This is a genomic window from Salimicrobium flavidum (assembly GCF_900156645.1).
Classification (GTDB): domain Bacteria; phylum Bacillota; class Bacilli; order Bacillales; family Halobacillaceae; genus Salimicrobium; species Salimicrobium flavidum.
Window position 1 is genome coordinate 1 of the sequence record NZ_FTOC01000014.1, and the last position, 20168, is coordinate 20168.

Below are 20168 nucleotides of genomic sequence, written 5' to 3' on the forward strand. Positions count from 1 at the left end.
AACTTCGGAACCCGGAAAATCAAGCATGAGCTTCAAACAGAAGGGCGCAAGGTCTCTCGTCGTCGCATCGGTCGCATCATGAAAGAGCAGGGGCTGGTGTCCAAGTATACCGTCGCCCAGTTCAAACCGATGAAAAGCACGTGCAACGAGTCGGATCAGGGGAACACGTTGAATCGTCACTTTGACCAGAATCAGGCTCGCAGGGTTGTCGTCAGTGACCTGACGTATGTGCGTGTAGGCACCAAATGGAACTACATCTGTGCCATCCTCGACTTGTATAACCGGGAAATCATCGGCTACAGTGCCGGTGCTAAAAAAGATGCAGCTCTTGTCCAGAAAGCGTTCGCTTCCATCGAGGGAGACTTGAGGGACATTCACCTCTTTCATACCGACAGAGGCAACGAGTTTAAAAACCAGGCCATCGAAGAATTACTTGAAACCTTTGATATTGATCGTTCCCTGAGTGAAAAAGGATGCCCTTATGATAATGCCGTTGCCGAAGCTACATATAAGGTACTGAAAACAGAATTCATCTATGGGGAAACATTCGAGAACCTTAAGGAGTTAGAGCTGGCCTTATTCGATTATGTCCACTGGTACAATAACATCCGCATTCACGGGACATTAGGCTACCTTACTCCGGCCGCTTATCGCCGGAAACACCTTAATAAAACTGTCTAGTTTTGTGTTGACAATCCAGTATTAGCATTGATTGCCTGGAGGTACTATTCATGAGTGATGCGCCTGTCCTGGGTGTACCGCAAATTTTAGAAGGTATTGCTTATACTCACGACTCCCTCTTAAATGGTATGGATGGAATTCAGCCATTCTATGCTGAAGTGACTATCTAAACTTGGTTCAAAGATACCTTCTCTAGCTTTAGAAAGGTATTATTATAGAATGGGCTTAACTACTGGAGGCGGGGACATCGTAACTTTGAAAAAGGAAGGTGGAGCATGGAAACTCCACAATGTGAGAATGTATAGATATTAAAATCATGCATTTGAAATGGTCCGTCACATGTCCACGTACAGAGATTCCCGTAAAAGGCATGGAGGCGGCCCGGTTTTGAAGATTGGAGGGTTCTTTGATGGCGGAAAATAGCAGATCAATAAGTGGTTATGGAGGTCTTTATGAAGTAACAGAATCAGGCAGAATCATTTCTTTAAGGGCAGATCGTCCACTGGCTAGATGTAATGATGAATACGGTTTCCATATTGTTAGACTGCACAATTCTAATGGAGGACATACAAATTGCAATGTGTTTGACCTGTGGAAAGAGGCATATCCTGAAAAAGTTCATTCAGAATTTAAAGGTGCATTGAAGGTCAAATATGGAAAAGGCTGCAGGAGGTTGAAGGGGGAGGTTTTGAAACAGTAGAAAAATTAAAGGGAAGGAAAGAAGTTTTAAGCATCTGTCTTTTGGATGGGTGCTTTTCGTGTGGCTGAAAACTGAAGGTGATCTCAGGGTTTTTGTAGTGTTCAGCGAACTGTTCCGGGGCTTGAGCACCTTATATTTTTATGAATTGGGGTGTTCGTAAGGGGGACGGGTGGCTGAACACGTCATAAAATCATTTTATACTGTGCTCAGTAAACAACTACGACGCTGAACACCGCCATTCGCAATGAAAGAATAACGATTATTTCTATTCATTATGTTCAGGAATCGGATGAGGTCCAGAGATTTGGTCGAGAATACCATCCAACTATTGTAAAATCCACTAGGAAAAGCTAAGATGAATATAACGCTTTCATGATTTGGAATAGGGGTGGGGGATATGGAAATCGGAACCAGGCTTCGCTTCATAAGGAAGAAGAAGAACATGACATTAGCGGAACTCGCTGAGGGAATCATTTCTGTTTCTTACCTGTCCAAAATAGAAAAGAACGCCAACATCCCGGATCAGGAAGTGATCTCCTTATTATTCGATAAACTTGATACCCCTGCTCCTAAGCAACTTGATTCCAGTACGCTGGAGTACCTGGAAGAATGGTACAAAAGAATGGTGGAGAAAGATACGGAGCGTATGAACGTGATGTTCGAGGAGCTTTCCGGAGTCATTTCAGGAAATGAGGTGGAACCTTATATCCGCTTTGAAATCTACTCCGTGAAGTATTATCTTATGAGGGGCGAGATCGATCAGGCCGGAGAGAGTATAGGAAACATTGTTGCGTATGAAGATACACTCACCGTCCGCAACTATTTCTACTATCATCGTTTCAAAGCTCTTTATCACTACATTCTCCAGGATTTCCAAAAGGCTCTGCAAAGTGTGGAAAAAGCGGAAGCAGCCCTCCCTGCCCTTCTGATCGAAGAGTGGGACCTGGCAGATTTTCGTTACTTCAAAGGTCTGATCGACAGCAGACTGAGAAAAACGACGAACTGTATCTTTTCGGTAATCAAAGCTCTGGAGTATTATAATGCGAAGTATCAATATGAAAGGGCGGCGGAATGCCATCTTCTCCTCGGGATTTCCTATGAAAGGATTCACGAGTATGAAAAAGCGGAGGAGAGCTTTTTGCTGGCGGATAAATTAGCCCGGCTGCTTGATAATACATACATCAAAGGGCTGGTGACCCATAATCTCGGTTACCTTTATTCCCTGCAGAATGATTATCAGAAGGCGATGAATTATTATCTTGCGAGCATTGAATATAAGAAAGAGAGGCCGACAGAGGTCACCTATACGTTGAACACGATGTACTGCATCATCATCGAGAATTACAACGCCGGGTATGCGGACGAATGCAAGAAGTGGATCGAGGAAGGATTCCGCCTTCTTGATCAGTATCCCGAGGATTATCCCCGGGAGTACTATTACCACCTGCATATCTATCAGTATCTGATCGCTCACCCCCGCGGGGAGGATACAGCAGCTTTCATCGAAGAAGAAGCCCTTCCCTATTTCAAGGAAAAGAACCATAGTGAATCGATCGTAAAATATGCTTATATTTTAGGGAAGCATTTCGGGAAGCTATACAAATACAAAAAAGCGAACCACTATTACGAAGTATCCCTTCGTACTATTAAACATAATCATCATTTAGGAGGAATTATTTTATGAAGAAGTTTCTACTCGTAACCGTAACAGTTCTCTCGCTGACCGTAGTCGCAGGAATCGGTACAGGTGCAGGGACGGCAGGGGAAGACCATCCTCGTCCAGACGTACAGCTTTATGCCGGAGAGGACCACCCTCGTCCGGACGTCACATTTTCCTGAACAATCGTGTGATGGTGATACCTGTACTGCAGGTATCATCTTTTTTTATTAGAAAAGCCCCTGGCGACTGTGGTGTGCCAGGGGCTGATGCTATTTATTAATAAGTGACTGCTTCATACGAATCGATCAGTCCATGTTCATAATAGTAGCCTGTACCGTAAATAGGTTCCGCTGTCTGCTCGATTGCCGTACGGATCTCTGAGTTGCTCCGACCCTGCGACGCGAGCAGTCCGGCAAGTCCCGCTACGTGAGGGGAAGCCATGGACGTGCCGGAAAGACTGGCGTAGCTTCCATTCTGTACAGTGGATACGATATCAACTCCTGGGGCTGTCACATCGACCCAGGACCCATAGTTGGAAAAGGAAGCGATGTTATTATTCGAATCGACCGCACCGACGGCGATGGCATTGTCATAAGACGCCGGTTCGAACGTGGTGGAGACGCCGTCGTTCCCGGCAGCGGCAATAACGACAGATCCTTGGTTCCAGGCGTAGTCGACAGCATCCTCAAGCGTCTGCGTGTCACAGTCGCATCCAAGGGACAGGTTGATCACTTCCGCCCCTGTATCCGCAGAATAACGGATTGCATCAGCGATGTCGTTCAGAGATCCGCTTCCATCCGCGTCCAGGGCCCGTACGGCGAGAATGTTCGTATCAGGAGCCATCCCTGCGACACCGGTGGCGTTATCCGTCTCGGCTGCAGCCGATCCTGCTACGTGCGTCCCGTGTCCATTACGGTCATCGGGATTATTGTCGTTTTGGACGAAGTCGTAGCCGAGAAGCGTTTTATCATCGAGATCAGGATGGTCATGATCGACACCCGTATCAATGACGGCAATCTCCTGAGTATCGGTGCCCGTCGTCACGTCCCAGGCGGAAGGAGTGCTCGTGTTCTGCGGTCCGTATTGATAGCCGTAATACGTATCGTCCGGAGTCGCAGTCGCTTCGAACGTGTAGTTACGTTCTGCATATTCGACGTTCGGGTTCCGGTTCAGTGCTTTCAGAACGGCATCGACGTTTCCTACTTCGAGCACCTTCAGTTTTGTATCGACGACGTCACTATGATCATCGACGACTTTCGCTCCCATGCTCTTCTTGGCATTTTCTGATAAAGCTTTGCCGGGCTTCAGCGTGACGACGATTTCACCTTTTTGAGGTTTACCCGTATCTTTCTGCTGAACCTCTGTCTTGTTTGCGTCATCACTCACGGAAGACGCAAAGGCCTGGCTGGAAACGGGAACGATAGTCAACGTGGCTGCTAGGGACAGAGTGGCAAGTTTCTTGAATTTCAAAATAAGATTCCTCCTTTATAAAGATATACTGTATGTATTCTGAAATTTGGGAGGAATACCTGCATATCAGGGGTTGGGAAACATGGGGGAAAAAAGCGGAATGATACGCATTTTTTTGAACAGTTTTCCCAATGTGCTGGAAATGCTGGAATGGCGGGGTAAGTCCAGGAATGTCGCGATAGTCATTTAAGGTTTTTGGAATGTTGTTCCGTGTTCAGCGAGCTTTCCTGGGGTGAGCACCTTATATATTTGTGAATTGGGGTGTTCGGAAGCTGGATCGGTGGCTGAGCACATCATACCATTATTTTGTACCGTGCTCAGACGAAACTTTATCTTCTGAACACCGAATAAATGTATTTAAAGAGTCTCTAGTACTAGGGTTTTGACTCGACATGCTACCAGCAAAGCTTACGAAGGCAGACACTACGTAATAGCAACTCTGGACCATTTTGTTAAGCAGGGGGCTTGTATTGATGCAAACATTACAACTGTAATTTTATGTTAAAATGCATTGAAGGATGCTTGCAAAATCAAGAAGATTAAATGAGAGTAGGGCGAAATATGAATGATCCGATACATCCATACGTAACAGAACTTAAAAATGTCTATTCAAAACACACAGATTCTCAATTTGCCGCCTGGTCTGAAAATTATTTGAGAAATCAATTCGATTTTTTAGGTGTTCGTGCGCCTATCCGCAGAAAGTTGACTAAACAATTCATAAAAGAAAATGGATTACCTCAACAAGATGAAAGGAAAGACGTCATCTTCACGCTCTGGAATCTTCCAGAGAGAGAATACCAGCACGCAGCTCTTGATATACTCACCAAGGAAAAGAAGAACCTGACCGGCGACGATATGCCATGGATATCGAGTTTAATCGTGAAGAAGTCATGGTGGGATACGGTGGATGTCCTTTCTCCTCATATCGTGGGGTATCTATTTTCTAAGAATAGCGAACTTATTGATCTCCATGCTGATAAATGGATTGAAGACGCCAATATCTGGTTACAGCGATCGGCGATATTGTATCAATTATTTTATAAAGAGGAGACGGATGAAGAGTGCCTGTTCAGATATATCGTGAGGCGGGAAATCAGCGAGGAATTTTTTGTGCAAAAAGCGATAGGATGGGCACTGCGTCAATATGCAAAAACCCGTCCGGAGAACGTGAAATCTTTTGTTGCTAATAATGACCTGAAACCGCTTAGTAGACGGGAAGCTCTCAAGCATCTGTAAGAGTAGAGTGTAATCTGAAAGTGATTTGGGTTTTCCAGAGAGTTTTACTGGGGGATGAATTCAACGATTCTTATTTTTCGTTGGGTGCGGAAGCCGGATGGACAAATGAATACAATGAATAGCATTTCGCGTAGCGTTCAATGGATGAAATCGCTAAATCAAGGGAGTGTAGGGAATGCCGATAATGAATTCTAAGCAGTTAACTAAGGATCCATTCGTTATGGATGAAGATACTGTAAATGAGATAGTTGCCGAGTATCTGAAGAGGAATGGATTTGAAAACGTCAGCTTCCTGACCGGCAAACAAACAGGAGTTGACGTGCAAGGTGAGAAAGAAGATTGGAACGTGCTTGTAGAATCAAAAGGATCACAGGCAAATGATCATGAGGGAGAAACAGTTTTTGATGGAGGGCAAATAAAAACCCATACTTATATGCAAGTATGCAAACTGATGGAGTTAAGAGAAGAATCAAACCCATCAAATATTATGGTGATGGCTAACCCGGACATTCCTCGCATTAGAAAAAGAGTTAAAGCTATAGAATCATCGATAAAAGAATTAGACATCGTACAATTCTGGGTGAAGGAAAACAGGGATGTGGAAGTTATTCTTCCAGTTGATTTTGGTTTTCTCTTCTAACCCCCACGGCTAGATCGAATAATGAAAAATTGTATAAATATGCCGAGAGGAAAGAGGATATCCAAGGTGTAATCCTAGAATTCACAATCATTTCGTGGGAATTACCTAGGAATCGATATGTAGTGTTCTATCCAGTTTTTATAAAACGCTTCATTTTCGAATGGAAAATTCGTTGATTACCTTGCGTTTCTGTAAATAATAAAGGAATTCTGAGAATACGTTAATTTAATGAGGATGGTCTTTAAAATGAAGAGTGTGCCATTGACAGAAGAAATAGTCATGTCCCTTTCTAAATGGTTTTAGACGACTGTAACACCAAGTGGTCCAACACACAGACTTCGTGGCTTTAATGAAGCAAGTTCTGAACTGCATGCCATGCTTGAAGAGCGTTATGGATCTGAAAGTGAAAAAGAAACCTCGGAGGATATCTAACCCTCCTCCGAGGGTCACCCTACTGTTTTACACAAACTTATTGACGGTACCGACGGTGTGTTATAATAGAAATATACAGTTATGTTAGGGGGAAGGAAATGGACAAGTGTGGGGACTATCCATATCGACTTATATCTGCCCCTAACCCAATCCTTTCCAGACCAATTTACATTCACATGGACCGGTGGACGGACTGCTTGGTTTATAACCGCACAGGGGAAGAATACCCGACTGAAGTAAAAGCCATGAGTTTGAGTGAAGTTGAAGAAGTAGGACCCAAACATGGTTGGAATGACTTTGATTGGAGTATTTATTATAAAAACGTTGATTATCCGAACTGTAAAATAAGTAAATTATTAATCAGAGGAGATGAGCGAATCCAAGGAATTTTAGCTTATGAACCAAAGGAAGGATACGTTGAAATTCATCTGGCAGAAAGCGCTCCGCATAATGTAATATATAAAGAGTTTAGCGGTGTAGGGCCTCATCTTTTTGCGATTGCTTGCAAAGAGAGCTTTGATATAGGTGAAGATGGGTATGTTACATTCACGGCCAAGACAGATCTTATACCACATTATGAAGAAACACTTGGGGCTGTAGTATTAGATAGGCGTCGAAGGCAGATGGTTATTGAAACCGAGGCCGCGAGAGACTTGGTAGCGAATTACTTTAAGGAGTGATAACCTTGAGGACCAGACCCTTAGACTTAGAAAAGGCACGCCGGTTAGAAGGTAAGGTGAAGGATGGGGTTTATGTGTATCCGAGCCATTCTTCTAGAAGGAAAGATGCCGTGACGAAGAGAAAAATTGAAGTACTAAAAAAACACAAGACAAGGTCGGCAAAACTATCTAATCGAAGAACATCAACTCAATAGTGCGGAATAAAAACATCCTTACTTTTCAAAAAAGTAAGGAGTTTTTATTGGCCTAGAAGGATCAAGCTATTCATTAGCTATGTAGCAGAGATATCGGCATTTAATGACAAGAGTATCCGGGAGTGGTTAGAAACTGCTAGTGATTCAGGTTTTCGTGGGGTTCAGCGAGCTTTTTCAGGACTGAACAACACGATTCTATTTATTTGTTAGGTTCAGAAACCGGGTGGAAGGTTGAATTCAATGAATAGTAGCTTTCGTTACGTTCAAGTGAAGTCCGGCCTCCTAAACGCAACGAAAACATCAGCGTTGAAGCGCAGATTTTCTTTTACAGGTAGTCTTACAACCAGATTTCAATCAGTTGACATTATTGTAACCGCTTACTTACTATTGAAGGAACAAGGGGGCTATAAGATGAAGAAAATATTGATGGCTGTAGCGGCTATGTTGCTGATGAGCGGAATCTTCACTTCGGTTTCTTTTGCGGCAGAGTTTCCTGATGTGAAACAAGGGGACCGCTTCTATGATGAAATCACATACTTAACCAATGACTCTATCATTTTCGGGTTTCCAGACGGAACGTTCCAACCGGGAGGAGAAGTCACGCGGGCGCAGGCGGCCATCATGATTGGCAGAGCGCTGGGTTACGATGGCACACAACCACAAACTGAATTTCCGGATGCAGACGGCGAAGCGAGCGGCTATATCGCCAAGCTTACGTCGGAAGGGATCATCAACGGTTATCCGGACGGTACTTTTCGACCGGGGAACGTGGTGACACGTGCGGAGATGGCCATTCTCCTCGATCGTGCATTTGTACCGGGGGCGGTGGAAGGTTCCGAATTCTTCACGGATGTAGGGCCGAACATGAATGCGTATGAATCTATTGCGACTCTTAGTGCCATGGGTGTAGCGATGGGTTACCCGGACGCGACCTTTCGTCCGAGTGAGGAATTGAATCGCCAGCAATTTGCTGCCTTTCTTGCGCGAGTACTCAACCCCGAGCAGTTCGTTCCTGAACGCGTTAGTGTGAGCGATATGACGTTAAATGAAAAAATCGGCCAGATGGTCATCGCCGGGCTGGACGGCACATCTTTGACCACACCTGATGAAAGGTTGATGACTGATTATCATGTCGGTGGGTTCATCTTTTATGGTGACAACCTGGAGACCCGGCAACAGTCCATCAATTTTGTGAATGAGGTGAAAGCGGCCAACCAGGGGAATAAGCTTCCCCTCTTCATAAGCGTCGATCAGGAAGGTGGACGTGTGGCACGATTGCCGGGCGTGAATACGACGCCTTCAAATAAAGCGATTGGAGAGACGAATGATCCAGACTATGCTTATTCCATTGGACAGACGTTGGGACAGCAATTGAATTCGATGGGCTTCAATCTCGATTATGCTCCTGTCCTGGATATCAACAGCAACCCTGATAATCCTGTCATCGGCGACCGCTCTTATGGGGACAATGCAGATATCGTAAGCCGGATGGGGATTCAAACGATGAAAGGGATCCAGTCTGAAAATATCATCCCGGTAATCAAGCATTTCCCGGGACATGGAGATACATCTGTAGATTCGCATCTGGAACTGCCCAGGGTGACGAAAAGTCTTAATCAATTGGAACAGCTGGAACTGATTCCTTTTAAAAAGGCCATTGATGAAGGCGCGAACGTGGTGATGATCGCCCACATTCTATTATCGGAACTGGATGCTGACTACCCTGCTTCCATGTCCGAAACAGTGATCACCGAGCTCTTACGGAACCAGCTTGATTTTAATGGAGTCGTCATAACCGATGATATGACTATGGGCGCCATCGCCGATAACTATGGAATGGGAGAAGCCGCTGTGAAATCCGTGGAAGCCGGCAGTGACATCGTTTTAGTCGCTCATGGAAATCAGAATGTCATCGACGTCATCGAAGCGATCAAAGCAGCTGTTGAAGATGGAGAAATCTCTGAGAGAAGCATAAATGAAAGCGTGCAACGGATCATCAGTCTGAAAAGAGCGCACCTCGGCGCCTGAGTTCCAATCCGGGTGAGGCGGAACATCGGACTTAGGTTCTCTCCGGTATTTCACCGGAGAGACTCTTTTTTTATAGCTCGATGAAAGTATGGTGTTGATGAGAGCCACGGAGAATCAGCATTATTCCAGCATACTAATAGTGACAGGAGGAGTGGAGAGATGAATAATTTTCAAAGAGACGATGCGATCAGTAATGCTCACGTAGGCAGAGACTTCGAGGAAGCAGCACTGAAATATTTCGAAGAACAGCACGTCCGTATCGGGAAAGAGGTCAGCTTGCCCGTCGGAGTAGGCGAACGGAAGAAGCATCACGTATTCGATCTCGGAAGCACGGTGGACGGGGAAAAACTGATCGTCGAGTGCAAATCGCATAAGTGGACCTCCGGCGGAAATGTGCCGAGCGCGAAAGTGACGGTGTGGAACGAAGCGATGTATTATTTTCTGCTGACGCCTGAGGACTACCGGAAAGTATTCTTCTTACTGAGGGACTACAGTGAAAGAAGAGGGGAAACCCTCGGGGAATATTACATACGAAGGTATGGACATTTGATTCCGGAAGACGTGGAGATGATGGAGTATGATGAGAAGGACGGAAGTGTTCGGCTGCTCCCTTTGATTTGATACCGCTCCTGGGTGAAATATTGATATAATGGATGGTAAGATGGTTGAAAAGTAAGGCTTCGATCTACGAATCTTTGTGATAAGGAGTGAAGAGTCTACATGGACCTCGGAAATGTTTTGATTTTTGGCGGGACTGGTATGCTGGCTGAAGCAACGGAATGGATTGCAACTCATTCCACTACTGCCGTTATATACGGAAGAGACACAAGGAAACTGGAGCGCTTGGCGAATACTCACGGAGTAGTACCTGAGACCTTAGACTACAATAATATCAACGAAGTGAAAGAACAGGTCACCCATGCGTATGAAAAATATGGTTCCATCGATATGGTCGTAGCGTGGATCCATTCTACCTCCCCTCACGCGATTTCAGAAATCAAAGATACGATCCGCAAATTACAGCCTGATCACCAGTGGACCTTAATTGTAGTGAAAGGGAGTAGTAAGGTATCGGATATTACCGGTAGAGAGCAGCAAGGTCCGGACAATTGCTCCGTCAAAGAAGTGCGGCTCGGATTCATCCTGAGCGAGTCCGGCTGGAGATGGTTGACGCACGAAGAGATTTCAGGAGGTGTCATTCAGGCGATCACTGGAAATGACGAGGAAATCACGGTCGGAAGGTTAGAACCATGGGAGAAACGACAGTAAGGAATTGTATGAAAAGATGGCCGGGTCCTCATGAGGGTCCCGGTTTTCAGTACACTTTATAAACTTGGCCTGCCTGCGCCCCCTCGACACTTTTCACGAATGCGTTTGCGACCCGATCAGCGGACACCGGATCGAACCCTTTGAAAAATTGGCCTTATTTATCCCATGATTCTTCCAGCACGCTTGGACTTACATTGTTTATCCGGATATTCCGTTCCAGCTCAATCGCTGCTGATTTTGTGAAGCTTGCTATCGCCCCGTTCGCCATAGCCGCTGTACTCCCCTTTCGAATCGGGTCATCCATCATGATGCCGGAAGTCAATGTGAAGCTGCCTCCATCATTCACGTAGTGCTGGCCGATCAGCACCAGATTCACCTGGGCTTTCAATTTACTGTTGATCGCCACGTCGTTCAGTTCCGGCGTAAGATTCCTCAAATTCCCGAAATGCGAGGCTCCTTGTGTACTGATTACAGCATCGATATTCTCGATGTCTTTGTACATCTGCTCGATATTTTCTACGGATGATATGTCCACTTGATAATCCCCGCTGGTTCGGCTGGCGATGATGACTTCATGCTCCTCCTCCAATTTCTCCGCGACAGCTGTGCCGATTGTTCCGGTGCCGCCAATTAATAGGATTTTCATACAACGCCTCCTGTTTTTCCTAATCTTATCTCACTTTCATTGGCGAGTCCACTTGGTACAAAAAGATGGAAAACTTCTTGCAGTCTGTTCTTCTCCGTAAGAAGGTGCTGCATGGTTTTCAACATTACTTACCCCCTTCTTGTTGCGTTTTAATTATTTATGTGGGAAATATATATAGTCTGTTTAACTATTATCTCAGAAAACCTGGATGAGCTCCCTGGATAGTTCTAAGTTCAGAAGTGTATGAAACAGGTTCAATCATGATAAAATAAGTGGAAGAGGAAGAAATAAATGATTTTGCTGTATAAAGGGTGAGAAGAATAAATATACCTGAATTGCTTGATCTAGGTGAAAATGCGGAACTTGAATGTAAATTGACAAAAAAAGGTGTGCCGAACGCGATATGGGAGACGTATTCTTTTTTTGCTAATACGAATGGTGGGATTATCTTACTGGGTGTAGAAGAAAAAGATGATACATTTAAAGTGCAAAGTGTTGATATTGAAAACTTGCAGAAGAATTTTTGGAATCAGATCAATACCCTCAAAAAATAAGTATGAATATCTTGGATAATGATGATGTAATTCCACTTGAAGTCCAGGGAAAAAACATTCTTCAAATAAATGTTCCGCGTGCTTCCAGGAAAGAACGACCGGTTTACGTTGGACAGAACCCCTATGTTGGAACATACAGAAGAAATTTTGAAGGAGATTATCGTTGCTCCCGAGAAGAGGTGCGAAGAATGATTGCTGAACAATCATCGGACTCTTTAGATGCTCAGCTTTTGGGAGGGTTTGGGTGGGACGATTTGGATATTGATTCTTTCAAGAGGTATCGAAAGCGTTTTGCCAACGCTAAACCTGACAGCCAATGGAATGAAATAGGTGATGAGGAGTTTTTGAAACGTATCGGCGGATGGAAGACAGATCGGAAATCCGGAAATCGGGAGAAGAAGGTCTTACCATAGCAGGACTTCTCGTGTTCGGTAAAGAACATACAATTACCGAACATTTTCCTCACTACTTCTTGGATTATCGCGAAAAGTTATCCGCAGAGCCTGAGGACAGATGGTCGAATCGAATTACTTCCCAAGATGGCACATGGTCAGGGAATTTGTTTGAATTCTATTTTAAAGTGATAGAGCGAATCACTTCAGAATTAGACGTTCCTTTTCATTTAGATCCGGAAACACTTATGAGAAAAGCGGACTCTCCTGTGCGTAAAGCACTGAGAGAAGCGGTTTTGAATACAATTATCCATGCCAACTACTATGGAAGTGTAGGGGTGGTAATCGAGAAAGAGAAGAATAACTTTGTGTTTTCGAACCCGGGAGTATTTCGCATGCCTCTTGATAAAGCATTGGAAGGTGGAAATAGCGACCCACGCAACCCCACCATATTTAAAATTTTCTCTCAACTCGGGCTAGGGGAGAGATCGGGATATGGTCTTGAAAGTATTTATATGACGTGGAAATCCAAGCATTGGAAAAGACCTTCTATTCGTGAAGAGGTTCAACCGGAACGTACAACGCTAACTCTTGAACCGGTATCTCTGATGCCTGAACATATTATAAAAAAGATACAATATCACCTCCAGGAAAAGTTTCATCTATTAACTCCTGATCAATTACTCGTTCTAGCCACTGCTTACGATGAAGGAAAAGTCAGTAATAAAAGGTTACAGAATGTTACCGGGAAAAGTCCGAAAATTATAGGGGACGAACTATCCTTATTGGTTTCAGAAGAATTACTTATACAAAAAGGGGCTGGTCGTGGTACGGTGTATGAATTATCTGATAAGTTCCAAATTAGTAACAACGATAACTCAGATAATGATGAAGGAAAATTAGATAATGATGAAGCTTTGTACGATAAACTCTTAGCAATAGCTTCTCCTGCCCGGGATAAATCAAGACTCAATCCTGAAAAAATGAAAGCGATTATTTTAGAACTTTGTCAGTATCGTTTTTTAACCATCACAGAATTATCCGACCTTCTAGATAGAAAAAGCAGAAATGGACTTCGTGTGAGTTATATCAAACCTCTTGTACAAGATGGGAAGTTAGCGTTACGTTATCCGGAAACACCGAGCCACGTGCACCAGGCTTATAAAACCGTTAGTAAACAGTAACAAAAATCCAAGTACATTTCTGAGAGACCAATCTCCGATCAAGAAACCCGTCGATTTGGCGGGTTTTTTATAGTTCTATAAGAGCTTTTTTCAGTTCTTCACATTTGTTCCAGAGCCATTCGGTATCTGCGACGATGATCTCCGCTTCATTTTCATCTCCGAGAGCGAAATAAGCGGGAGCCTGGGCCGGTCTTCTGCGCGGATCCTTGAGGAATGTTTTTACGTGAGGATTCTTCTTATCCGCTTTTTTAAGAAGTGCCTTTGTCTCCCTGCTCATTCCGTTTTCGAGAAAAGAGAGAATCGCTTCATAAAAGGCCGGAGACGAATCGAATGTAGGCATCGCGTTGAGAAGCGCGCGTGCTTCGTTGATGTATCCCTGTTTCATATAAAGAGGCAGCAGCCGGTAGCGGACGCCCTGATTGTCATATTTATTCAACCGAATCAGATCGCGGTAGTGAAGAATCGCTCCGTCCAGGTCATACTCGTCCTCCAGATGTCCGGCATAGGCGGCTTTGGCTCGCATATACGGACGTGCGTCGACTTCCATCCACAGTTCTCCCATCAGTTCTTTCATCGTCTCCGGATCGATGGCATTTTCCCCGTTGATGATAGCTTTGGTGAGGATTCGTTTCTTCGAATGGTTAAAGTTTACGTAGTCGGAAGCGATGATGTATAGATCCGGGTCATACGGATGAACATCATAGATTTCAAGTGCCATCCTGATTTTCTCAGAAGGGGGCACCATGTATATTTCTGTGGTGAGATCCAGGTATTTGTGCCAATCCGATTGCGACATCTCTTGTTCGTAGTTGCCGGGATACGTAGGTGTTTCCAGAAGTTTCCTGACCAATTCATCGGAGCTCGGGGGCAAAGGTGCAGGGTTATCGAAAATCTGACGCATCATAGCATCCTGGTAGGAGAGAGCTAGGTCCGAGACTGTGTCGATGATCAAATGGTAATGTTTGGACACTTTCGTCGGGGACGTCTGGTAGCTTTCGGCCGCTTTTTTCTGGGTGAGCTTCGGTCCGTAAAACGTACGGGAAGCAAGATATTCAAGTGCAGCGGAGAAGGGCGCCGTTTCTTTGATGTCCGGTTGTTTCCGTTCACAGAACTCTTGCCACAGGTGCGTGATTTTGTCCATATGTTTGTCGTAGGCGGTCTGGGTTTCTTTGAATAGTTCCAGAACTTGTTGTTCGTTTTCGTTCATCGGGGAGGTCTCCTTTCGGAATCGGGTGGTGGATTAAGTGTAGCTCTTTTTGAGCGGGGTGTACATAGTCTGTTTTACAACATAGCTTTGTTAAAGCCTATGGTTGATAATCGGAACGGGAGGTGGGTACGCCTGCGGGACTCGCAAGGAAGAAAAATCACCCGGGACGACCGGAGGGAGGTTCGGGAAGTTTCCGCCATGCCCGCGGCAAGCTTCCACCTGAAGAGACGAATTTCTACAACAAACGATAACAGAACCTAAAACATAGGAGTTAGTAACTTGCTGGAATATAGAATAAACAGTATAATTATTATAACAATTATACATGGAAGGTGAATAGCATGAGCGGAAAAGATCGTAAAATCACGAAAATCGGGAATTCTTCCGGTGTCACCATCCCCAATGATTTGCTGGCGGAAGCCGGTCTGAAAACCGGGGATGATATAAACCTGGAAATCGTGGACGGAGTGATACAGATCAGGAAAAGCCGGAAAGTCTCACTGCCTGAAGGGGTTTCCGAAGATTTCTTCGATGTGTTGAATGAAACGGTGTCTTCGTATGATGAAACCCTTAAAGGATTGAAGGAACGATGAGGTATCTGACGGAACAGGAGGTTATAGCGATCAATTATTTTCTGATCGATCGCTATTCTCCCGGGGAACAGAAAGGAATCAAGGATGCATCTTTGATGAATTCTGCTGTGGAGCGGTCGAAACAGAGTGCGTTCGGTGAAGAAGCGTATCAGGATGTGTATGAAAAGGGGGCAGCATTATTCGAGTCCATCGCCAAGAATCATTGCTTTCAAAACGGGAATAAACGGACGGCTTTTGTCGCCTTACTGCAATTTCTTTCCTACAACGGTTATCACTTCGTCATGGAACAAAAAACGGCTGAAGATTTTGTCGTGGACGTAGTGACTCATCACTATACTTTTCGTGAAATCACTGATGTGATCCAAGAGCATTCCCTATATAAAGTCTGATCAGTCGCTTCCTTATCAATTATAGGAGCGGCTTTTTTGTTTGCAGAGATTTTTGTTGTGTTGAGCGAGCTGATCCGGGGCTGAGCACCTCATATATTTGAGAATTGCTGTGTTCAGAAGCTGAGTAGAGGGCTGAACACGTCATAAATTCATTTTATACCACGTTCAGGATAAATTCGGTTCCCTGAACCCAACGCATATACTTTCAAATAAAAAAGCGAATAGAATTTATGCGCTTTAATGACAACTGTCAGCATACGGATCCGGAGGTCGAAAGGATACATATTTGGGTATCCAGGACTGCGTCGTTTCAGCGTTTCGTTTGGTACAGTTCAGAAAGGGAGAGGAGAGGGCGTGGAAACTAATTAGAACGAAATTAATAGACAGTTACGATCGTTTGATGAATTTGATCAGGAAGCATTTGAACGACTCTTTCCATGTCGAAAATAGCCATCGCCTAAGTCTGAGAGATGCGATTTTCAGGGAAGTGGTCTCGAACATCCTCGTTCACCGGGAATTCCTTAACCCTTTCCCAGCCAAGGTGGTTATAGAGAAACATCGCGTTCTTATAGAAAACAGCAATAAGCCCCATGGAAATGGAACGATTGATCCGAGGAATTTTTCTCCTTTTCCTAAGAACCCCACTCTGGCAAAGTTTTTCAAAGAAATTGGTCGAGTCGATGAACTGGGTTCGGGTATAAGGAACACATATAAATACTGTAGAATCTACAGTGGAGAAGATCCTGTATTTACTGAAGGTGATATATTCGAAACGATAATTCCAATAAAATCTCCAGGTGGTGAAGCTGGTGGTCATATAGAAAGAGTGCTTGAATTCTGTAAGGTGGCAAGATCGAGAAAAGAAATCCAGAGTCATCTCGGAGTGACGAGTAATAGGTATGTAAGAGAAAAAGTCATAGCTCCTCTGGTAAAGAGTGGAGATTTGCAGCTGACTATCCCGGAGAAACCGACGAGTCCGAATCAGCGATATTTCACTTCTTCCTAGTTGTCTGAAACCACTTGAAGCTAAGGGGGAGGCAGCGTGAGTGGGGAATCAGCTGAATACGGCATAAAATATTTTGCGTTGCATTCAGACAAAATCCGGGACCCTGAACCCAACGCAATAGCTTTTAAATAGAAAAAACGCAGAGAATCTCTGCGTTCTGAAATGTGCCGGCCTACAGCACCCGGTCTATTTGAGCGAAGTGGTCTTCGTCGTGCTTAACTAAACGTGACAGATCCTCATAGAGGGAGAAGGTCTCATCTCCGACATGGAATTCTCTTTCCCACAACTTATCATCCAGATCGCTTATCTGTGCAATAAGCAGTTTCCGGACATCCAGGAATTCGTGGATGATTTTTTCCTTGCTGCTATTTTTACTATGAACAGAAGCCTCTCCGTTAACCTCCTCGATCGCAAAGTAAGGAAGCTCGTCCTCTTCGTTGATGATTTTCGGTATCCGTCCAATGAAATATTTGTCCCAGGGGATAAGGTGGCCGACCACTTCTGCTATCGTCCATTTACCCTCGGCGATCGGGGTTCTCCATTGTTCTTCAGTCAAGTTTTCTAAACTATGTACCTGGTTTAGAGATTGTGCACAATGGGATAGGATTTCTTCTTTTTTTCTATTCATTATTTCTCCTCCTCGTTGAAGTGAACATGTGACTAACAGTATAGGATAAGAAGTTTCAGGAAATTAATTGAATCAGATAGGGAAGTGAAGTAGTTATGGAGATTTGTTGCATTCCGTTTTGATTTTTCTCATAAAAAAGACGCCCTCTAAAGGACGCCTTCCGAATATTTGCGGCGAGAGACAGCACTCCACATAGTGCATTGCCTAAAAGGCGCGTCAATCTCGTCTTATGCAAAACAGCTCATCGCAAGATCCAGTATATCACAGATCCATTTAAAACGATAACGGAAGTTTCGATTTTTCACCGAGTGTCTTTTACGTATATTCAGATCATTTGCACACTAAGCATGAGCGCAGAATGCCCAGCAACCAGTATAAACAGAATGGATAAAAAGAATGTTTTTCATGATTATGTTACTCTCTTATCAATGGTATCTCTAACGTGGAAGAGCACACATATCAATTATGAGAAGCTTTCGGAGGATTCTTCCTTCATGACAGGGAACAGTCTTACGGTTGATAGTGGTTATACAGCTCAATAATATTCTTTGTAGAGATACCTACTTTTATGGCGGGAGTTTTTTTATTCGAGGGTTTTCGCGGTAGTTTGGAAGCTTCATCAAACTTTTGAGCGAATTATTCCTGGATTAGTCACCGAGCATATAAATTAAGTATGTTATTTTTTCCACATCCATTAGAAACCCTTATAAATCTTTAGGGTAATGGAATGGAAGGAAGCACACCAATCATATATATTCTTCTTATATCAGAATTTTCTGCATTATAATCGGAAGGTTATGGTAAAATGTAGTTGTAACAGGAGAGGATGATGTAGATGAATAAAGAAAAAGTGAATGAAAGAATATTTTTATCATCTCCTCACATGAGCGAGGAGGGGTATGAAAAAGAATTTGTGGAGAAAGCTTTTGAGACGAACTGGGTAGCGCCAATTGGAGAAAACATCGATGAATTTGAAAAAGAATTGGCGTTCGAAGTCGGAGCCGAAGCTGCTGTAGCTCTTTCTTCCGGGACTGCTTCCATTCATCTGGCTCTTAAAGCTGCAGGGGTCGGGGAAGGAGATATCGTTTTCTGTCCTTCCCTTACGTTCTCTGCTACAGCTAATCCGATCATCTATCAAAATGCTGTTCCTGTATTCATAGATAGCGACGAACAAACATGGAATATAAGCCCGGAGGCGCTCGAAGAAGGATTCCGGAAATACCCGGAAGTGAAGGCTGTACTTGTCGTTCATCTTTATGGACTCTCTGCTGACATGGATGAGATCATGGCTATTTGCAGACGTCATGAAGCAGTAGTGATCGAAGACGCTGCTGAGTCGTTGGGTACTTATTATAAGGGGAAACATTCAGGTACTTTCGGTGATTACGGAGTTTTTTCATTCAATGGTAACAAAATCATAACTACGTCCGGGGGAGGAATGCTTGTCTCCGATAACCCAGAAAGAATAGAGAAAGTCAGGTTCTGGTCTACTCAGAGCAGAGATCCGGCCAGACATTATCAGCACAGTGAACTCGGATTCAATTATCGGATGAGTAATGTCCTCGCTGGGATCGGCAGAGGTCAGTTGAAGGTTCTGAATCAGAGAGTCAAAAAGAAAAAGTATATATTCGATTTCTATAAAAACGAGCTTGGCGACCTGGAGGGGGTCGGGTTTATGCCGGAGAATGAGTGGACTGAACCTAATTTCTGGTTGAGTTCGATGACTCTGACAGGCAGGGTGAAGCCGACTGAGATCATAGGAGCACTCGAAGCAGAAAATATCGAAGCAAGACCATTATGGAAACCGATGCACAGACAACCGTTTTTTGAGAGCTATGATTTTATAGGGGGAAGAGTCGCGGATAAATTATTCGAAACCGGTGTCTGTCTACCATCTGATACGAAAATGACGGATGAAGATCTGGGGAGAGTAGTGATGATCATCAAGGGGTTGTGGAAGATATGATGCTGTATAGAAAATACTTCAAGAGGGCGATGGATGTGATTCTTTCCCTGTTTGCTATCATCTTTTTGAGCCCGGTATTGCTGGTAGTGAGTCTCCTCGTAAAAAAGAAGCTCGGGAGCCCTGTATTTTTCAGGCAGAAAAGGCCCGGTCTTAATGAAAAAATATTTACAATGTATAAATTCAGAACGATGAAGGATAAGAAAGATGAACAAGGAAAACTGCTTTCAGATAAAGAACGCCTGGATTCGTTCGGTAAAACCCTTCGTGCTACGAGCGTCGATGAATTACCCGAGCTTTTCAATATATTGAAAGGGGATATGAGTATTATTGGGCCGCGCCCTCTGCTTATTGAATATCTGGATTTATATAATGACAAGCAGAGGAAGCGGCATAGCGTACGGCCGGGGCTGTCAGGACTGGCTCAGGTAAGTGGGAGGAATGCGATCAGTTGGGACGAGAAATTCAAGAAGGACGTGGAGTATGCCGAGAACGTTTCGTTCATGATGGATTGTAAACTGATTCTTCTGACTGTACTTAAGGTGGCGAAACGGGAAGGGGTCAATAGCAGCGGGGACGTGACGATGGAGAAATTCAGGGGAAACGGATAGAA

At 44.2% G+C, this 20168-nt stretch carries 22 protein-coding genes and 1 pseudogene; 18 read left to right on the plus strand and 5 right to left on the minus strand.

The window, feature by feature from the left end:
- The 4 genes from BW944_RS13510 to BW944_RS15095 all read left to right on the plus strand — a co-directional run.
- Positions 1-681, plus strand: a 681-nt coding sequence (locus BW944_RS13510) for an IS3 family transposase (RefSeq protein WP_076560576.1), incomplete at its 5' end; no start/stop codon positions are given.
- Between the two features lie 409 nt (positions 682-1090).
- The gene (locus BW944_RS13515; RefSeq protein ID WP_076560577.1) at positions 1091-1381 is read left to right on the plus strand and encodes an NUMOD4 domain-containing protein; all 291 of its coding nucleotides are present in this window, start codon (positions 1091-1093) and stop codon (positions 1379-1381) included.
- A 397-nt stretch (positions 1382-1778) separates the two neighbouring features.
- Positions 1779-3065, plus strand: coding sequence for a helix-turn-helix transcriptional regulator (locus BW944_RS13520; RefSeq protein ID WP_076560578.1), 1287 nt, complete (start codon positions 1779-1781; stop codon positions 3063-3065).
- A complete protein-coding gene (locus BW944_RS15095) occupies positions 3062-3220 on the plus strand; it encodes a hypothetical protein (RefSeq protein ID WP_159438271.1) in 159 nt (52 codons plus the stop codon). Before BW944_RS13520 ends, BW944_RS15095 begins: the two co-directional genes overlap by 4 nt.
- 97 nt (positions 3221-3317) lie before the next feature.
- Here BW944_RS15095 and BW944_RS13525 read toward each other — a convergent pair whose 3' ends face one another.
- Entirely contained in the window at positions 3318-4511 is a 1194-nt protein-coding gene (locus tag BW944_RS13525; protein WP_076560579.1) for a S8 family peptidase, read from the minus strand.
- Positions 4512-5072: 561 nt separating this feature from the next.
- Between BW944_RS13525 and BW944_RS13530 the strand changes: the two genes are divergently transcribed.
- The 6 genes from BW944_RS13530 to BW944_RS13555 all read left to right on the plus strand — a co-directional run bounded on the left by BW944_RS13530 (position 5073) and on the right by BW944_RS13555 (position 10993).
- On the plus strand, positions 5073-5750 hold the full coding sequence (locus tag BW944_RS13530; RefSeq protein ID WP_084193760.1) for a DNA alkylation repair protein: 678 nt from the start codon (positions 5073-5075) through the stop codon (positions 5748-5750).
- A gap of 175 nt (positions 5751-5925) precedes the next feature.
- Entirely contained in the window at positions 5926-6390 is a 465-nt protein-coding gene (locus tag BW944_RS13535) for a hypothetical protein (RefSeq protein WP_076560580.1), read from the plus strand.
- Positions 6391-6920: 530 nt separating this feature from the next.
- Entirely contained in the window at positions 6921-7502 is a 582-nt protein-coding gene (locus BW944_RS13540; protein ID WP_084193761.1) for a hypothetical protein, read from the plus strand.
- Between the two features lie 605 nt (positions 7503-8107).
- The gene (nagZ, locus tag BW944_RS13545) at positions 8108-9724 is read left to right on the plus strand and encodes a beta-N-acetylhexosaminidase (RefSeq protein WP_076560582.1); all 1617 of its coding nucleotides are present in this window, start codon (positions 8108-8110) and stop codon (positions 9722-9724) included.
- Between the two features lie 159 nt (positions 9725-9883).
- A complete protein-coding gene (locus BW944_RS13550) occupies positions 9884-10345 on the plus strand; it encodes a hypothetical protein (RefSeq protein WP_076560584.1) in 462 nt (153 codons plus the stop codon).
- Positions 10346-10444: 99 nt separating this feature from the next.
- Positions 10445-10993: a Rossmann-fold NAD(P)-binding domain-containing protein gene (locus BW944_RS13555; RefSeq protein WP_076560585.1), complete on the plus strand. Its 549-nt coding sequence runs from the start codon at positions 10445-10447 to the stop codon at positions 10991-10993.
- A gap of 46 nt (positions 10994-11039) precedes the next feature.
- On the opposite strand, the pseudogene BW944_RS13560 reads toward BW944_RS13555, so the two are convergent.
- Both BW944_RS13560 and BW944_RS15370 read right to left on the minus strand, forming a co-directional pair.
- A pseudogene (locus BW944_RS13560) lies at positions 11040-11639 on the minus strand (short chain dehydrogenase).
- Complete coding sequence (locus BW944_RS15370; protein WP_268794114.1) at positions 11636-11764, minus strand: hypothetical protein; 129 nt, start codon at positions 11762-11764, stop codon at positions 11636-11638. Before BW944_RS15370 ends, BW944_RS13560 begins: the two are co-directional and overlap by 4 nt.
- Positions 11765-12028: 264 nt before the next feature.
- On the opposite strand from BW944_RS15370, the gene BW944_RS15290 reads away from it, so the two are divergent.
- Genes BW944_RS15290 through BW944_RS15300 form a run of 3 tightly spaced genes read left to right on the plus strand, consistent with a single transcriptional unit; the run spans position 12029 to position 13769 of the window.
- A complete protein-coding gene (locus BW944_RS15290; protein ID WP_234983188.1) occupies positions 12029-12193 on the plus strand; it encodes an AlbA family DNA-binding domain-containing protein in 165 nt (54 codons plus the stop codon).
- Positions 12163-12606 (plus strand): hypothetical protein, encoded by a 444-nt coding sequence (locus tag BW944_RS15295; RefSeq protein ID WP_234983186.1) that lies wholly within the window; start codon positions 12163-12165, stop codon positions 12604-12606. Before BW944_RS15290 ends, BW944_RS15295 begins: the two co-directional genes overlap by 31 nt.
- A gap of 11 nt (positions 12607-12617) precedes the next feature.
- Positions 12618-13769, plus strand: coding sequence for an ATP-binding protein (locus BW944_RS15300; protein ID WP_234983187.1), 1152 nt, complete (start codon positions 12618-12620; stop codon positions 13767-13769).
- A 67-nt stretch (positions 13770-13836) separates the two neighbouring features.
- Here BW944_RS15300 and BW944_RS13570 read toward each other — a convergent pair whose 3' ends face one another.
- On the minus strand, positions 13837-14976 hold the full coding sequence (locus BW944_RS13570) for a hypothetical protein (RefSeq protein ID WP_076560587.1): 1140 nt from the start codon (positions 14974-14976) through the stop codon (positions 13837-13839).
- A gap of 341 nt (positions 14977-15317) precedes the next feature.
- Here BW944_RS13570 and BW944_RS13575 point away from each other — a divergent pair, with 341 nt between their 5' ends.
- From BW944_RS13575 to BW944_RS13585, 3 genes are all read left to right on the plus strand, one after another.
- Positions 15318-15569 (plus strand): AbrB/MazE/SpoVT family DNA-binding domain-containing protein, encoded by a 252-nt coding sequence (locus tag BW944_RS13575; RefSeq protein ID WP_143525719.1) that lies wholly within the window; start codon positions 15318-15320, stop codon positions 15567-15569.
- Positions 15566-15958 (plus strand): type II toxin-antitoxin system death-on-curing family toxin, encoded by a 393-nt coding sequence (locus BW944_RS13580; protein WP_076560591.1) that lies wholly within the window; start codon positions 15566-15568, stop codon positions 15956-15958. Before BW944_RS13575 ends, BW944_RS13580 begins: the two co-directional genes overlap by 4 nt.
- A gap of 286 nt (positions 15959-16244) precedes the next feature.
- On the plus strand, positions 16245-16964 hold the full coding sequence (locus BW944_RS13585; protein ID WP_076560592.1) for an ATP-binding protein: 720 nt from the start codon (positions 16245-16247) through the stop codon (positions 16962-16964).
- 172 nt (positions 16965-17136) lie between these two features.
- Here the strand turns inward: BW944_RS13585 and BW944_RS13590 are convergent, their stop codons facing one another.
- On the minus strand, positions 17137-17592 hold the full coding sequence (locus BW944_RS13590; RefSeq protein WP_076560594.1) for a DinB family protein: 456 nt from the start codon (positions 17590-17592) through the stop codon (positions 17137-17139).
- Positions 17593-18442: 850 nt separating this feature from the next.
- Between BW944_RS13590 and BW944_RS13595 the strand changes: the two genes are divergently transcribed.
- Entirely contained in the window at positions 18443-19558 is a 1116-nt protein-coding gene (locus tag BW944_RS13595) for a DegT/DnrJ/EryC1/StrS family aminotransferase (RefSeq protein ID WP_076560623.1), read from the plus strand.
- Entirely contained in the window at positions 19555-20166 is a 612-nt protein-coding gene (locus BW944_RS13600; protein ID WP_076560595.1) for a sugar transferase, read from the plus strand. The genes BW944_RS13595 and BW944_RS13600 overlap by 4 nt, the downstream gene beginning before the upstream one ends.
- Positions 20167-20168 lie beyond the last annotated feature (2 nt).

Coding starts and splice junctions, on each gene's coding strand:
- BW944_RS15095 (WP_159438271.1), top strand. CDS start 3,062: ATGAAGAAGTTTCTACTCGTAACCGTAACAGTTCTCTCGCTGACCGTA.
- BW944_RS13520 (WP_076560578.1), top strand. CDS start 1,779: ATGGAAATCGGAACCAGGCTTCGCTTCATAAGGAAGAAGAAGAACATG.
- BW944_RS13600 (WP_076560595.1), top strand. CDS start 19,555: ATGATGCTGTATAGAAAATACTTCAAGAGGGCGATGGATGTGATTCTT.
- BW944_RS13590 (WP_076560594.1), bottom strand. CDS start 17,592: ATGAATAGAAAAAAAGAAGAAATCCTATCCCATTGTGCACAATCTCTA.
- BW944_RS13550 (WP_076560584.1), top strand. CDS start 9,884: ATGAATAATTTTCAAAGAGACGATGCGATCAGTAATGCTCACGTAGGC.
- BW944_RS13530 (WP_084193760.1), top strand. CDS start 5,073: ATGAATGATCCGATACATCCATACGTAACAGAACTTAAAAATGTCTAT.
- BW944_RS13580 (WP_076560591.1), top strand. CDS start 15,566: ATGAGGTATCTGACGGAACAGGAGGTTATAGCGATCAATTATTTTCTG.
- BW944_RS13515 (WP_076560577.1), top strand. CDS start 1,091: ATGGCGGAAAATAGCAGATCAATAAGTGGTTATGGAGGTCTTTATGAA.
- BW944_RS13540 (WP_084193761.1), top strand. CDS start 6,921: ATGGACAAGTGTGGGGACTATCCATATCGACTTATATCTGCCCCTAAC.
- BW944_RS13535 (WP_076560580.1), top strand. CDS start 5,926: ATGCCGATAATGAATTCTAAGCAGTTAACTAAGGATCCATTCGTTATG.
- BW944_RS13575 (WP_143525719.1), top strand. CDS start 15,318: ATGAGCGGAAAAGATCGTAAAATCACGAAAATCGGGAATTCTTCCGGT.
- BW944_RS13555 (WP_076560585.1), top strand. CDS start 10,445: ATGGACCTCGGAAATGTTTTGATTTTTGGCGGGACTGGTATGCTGGCT.
- BW944_RS13570 (WP_076560587.1), bottom strand. CDS start 14,976: ATGAACGAAAACGAACAACAAGTTCTGGAACTATTCAAAGAAACCCAG.
- nagZ (WP_076560582.1), top strand. CDS start 8,108: ATGAAGAAAATATTGATGGCTGTAGCGGCTATGTTGCTGATGAGCGGA.
- BW944_RS15370 (WP_268794114.1), bottom strand. CDS start 11,764: ATGTTGAAAACCATGCAGCACCTTCTTACGGAGAAGAACAGACTGCAA.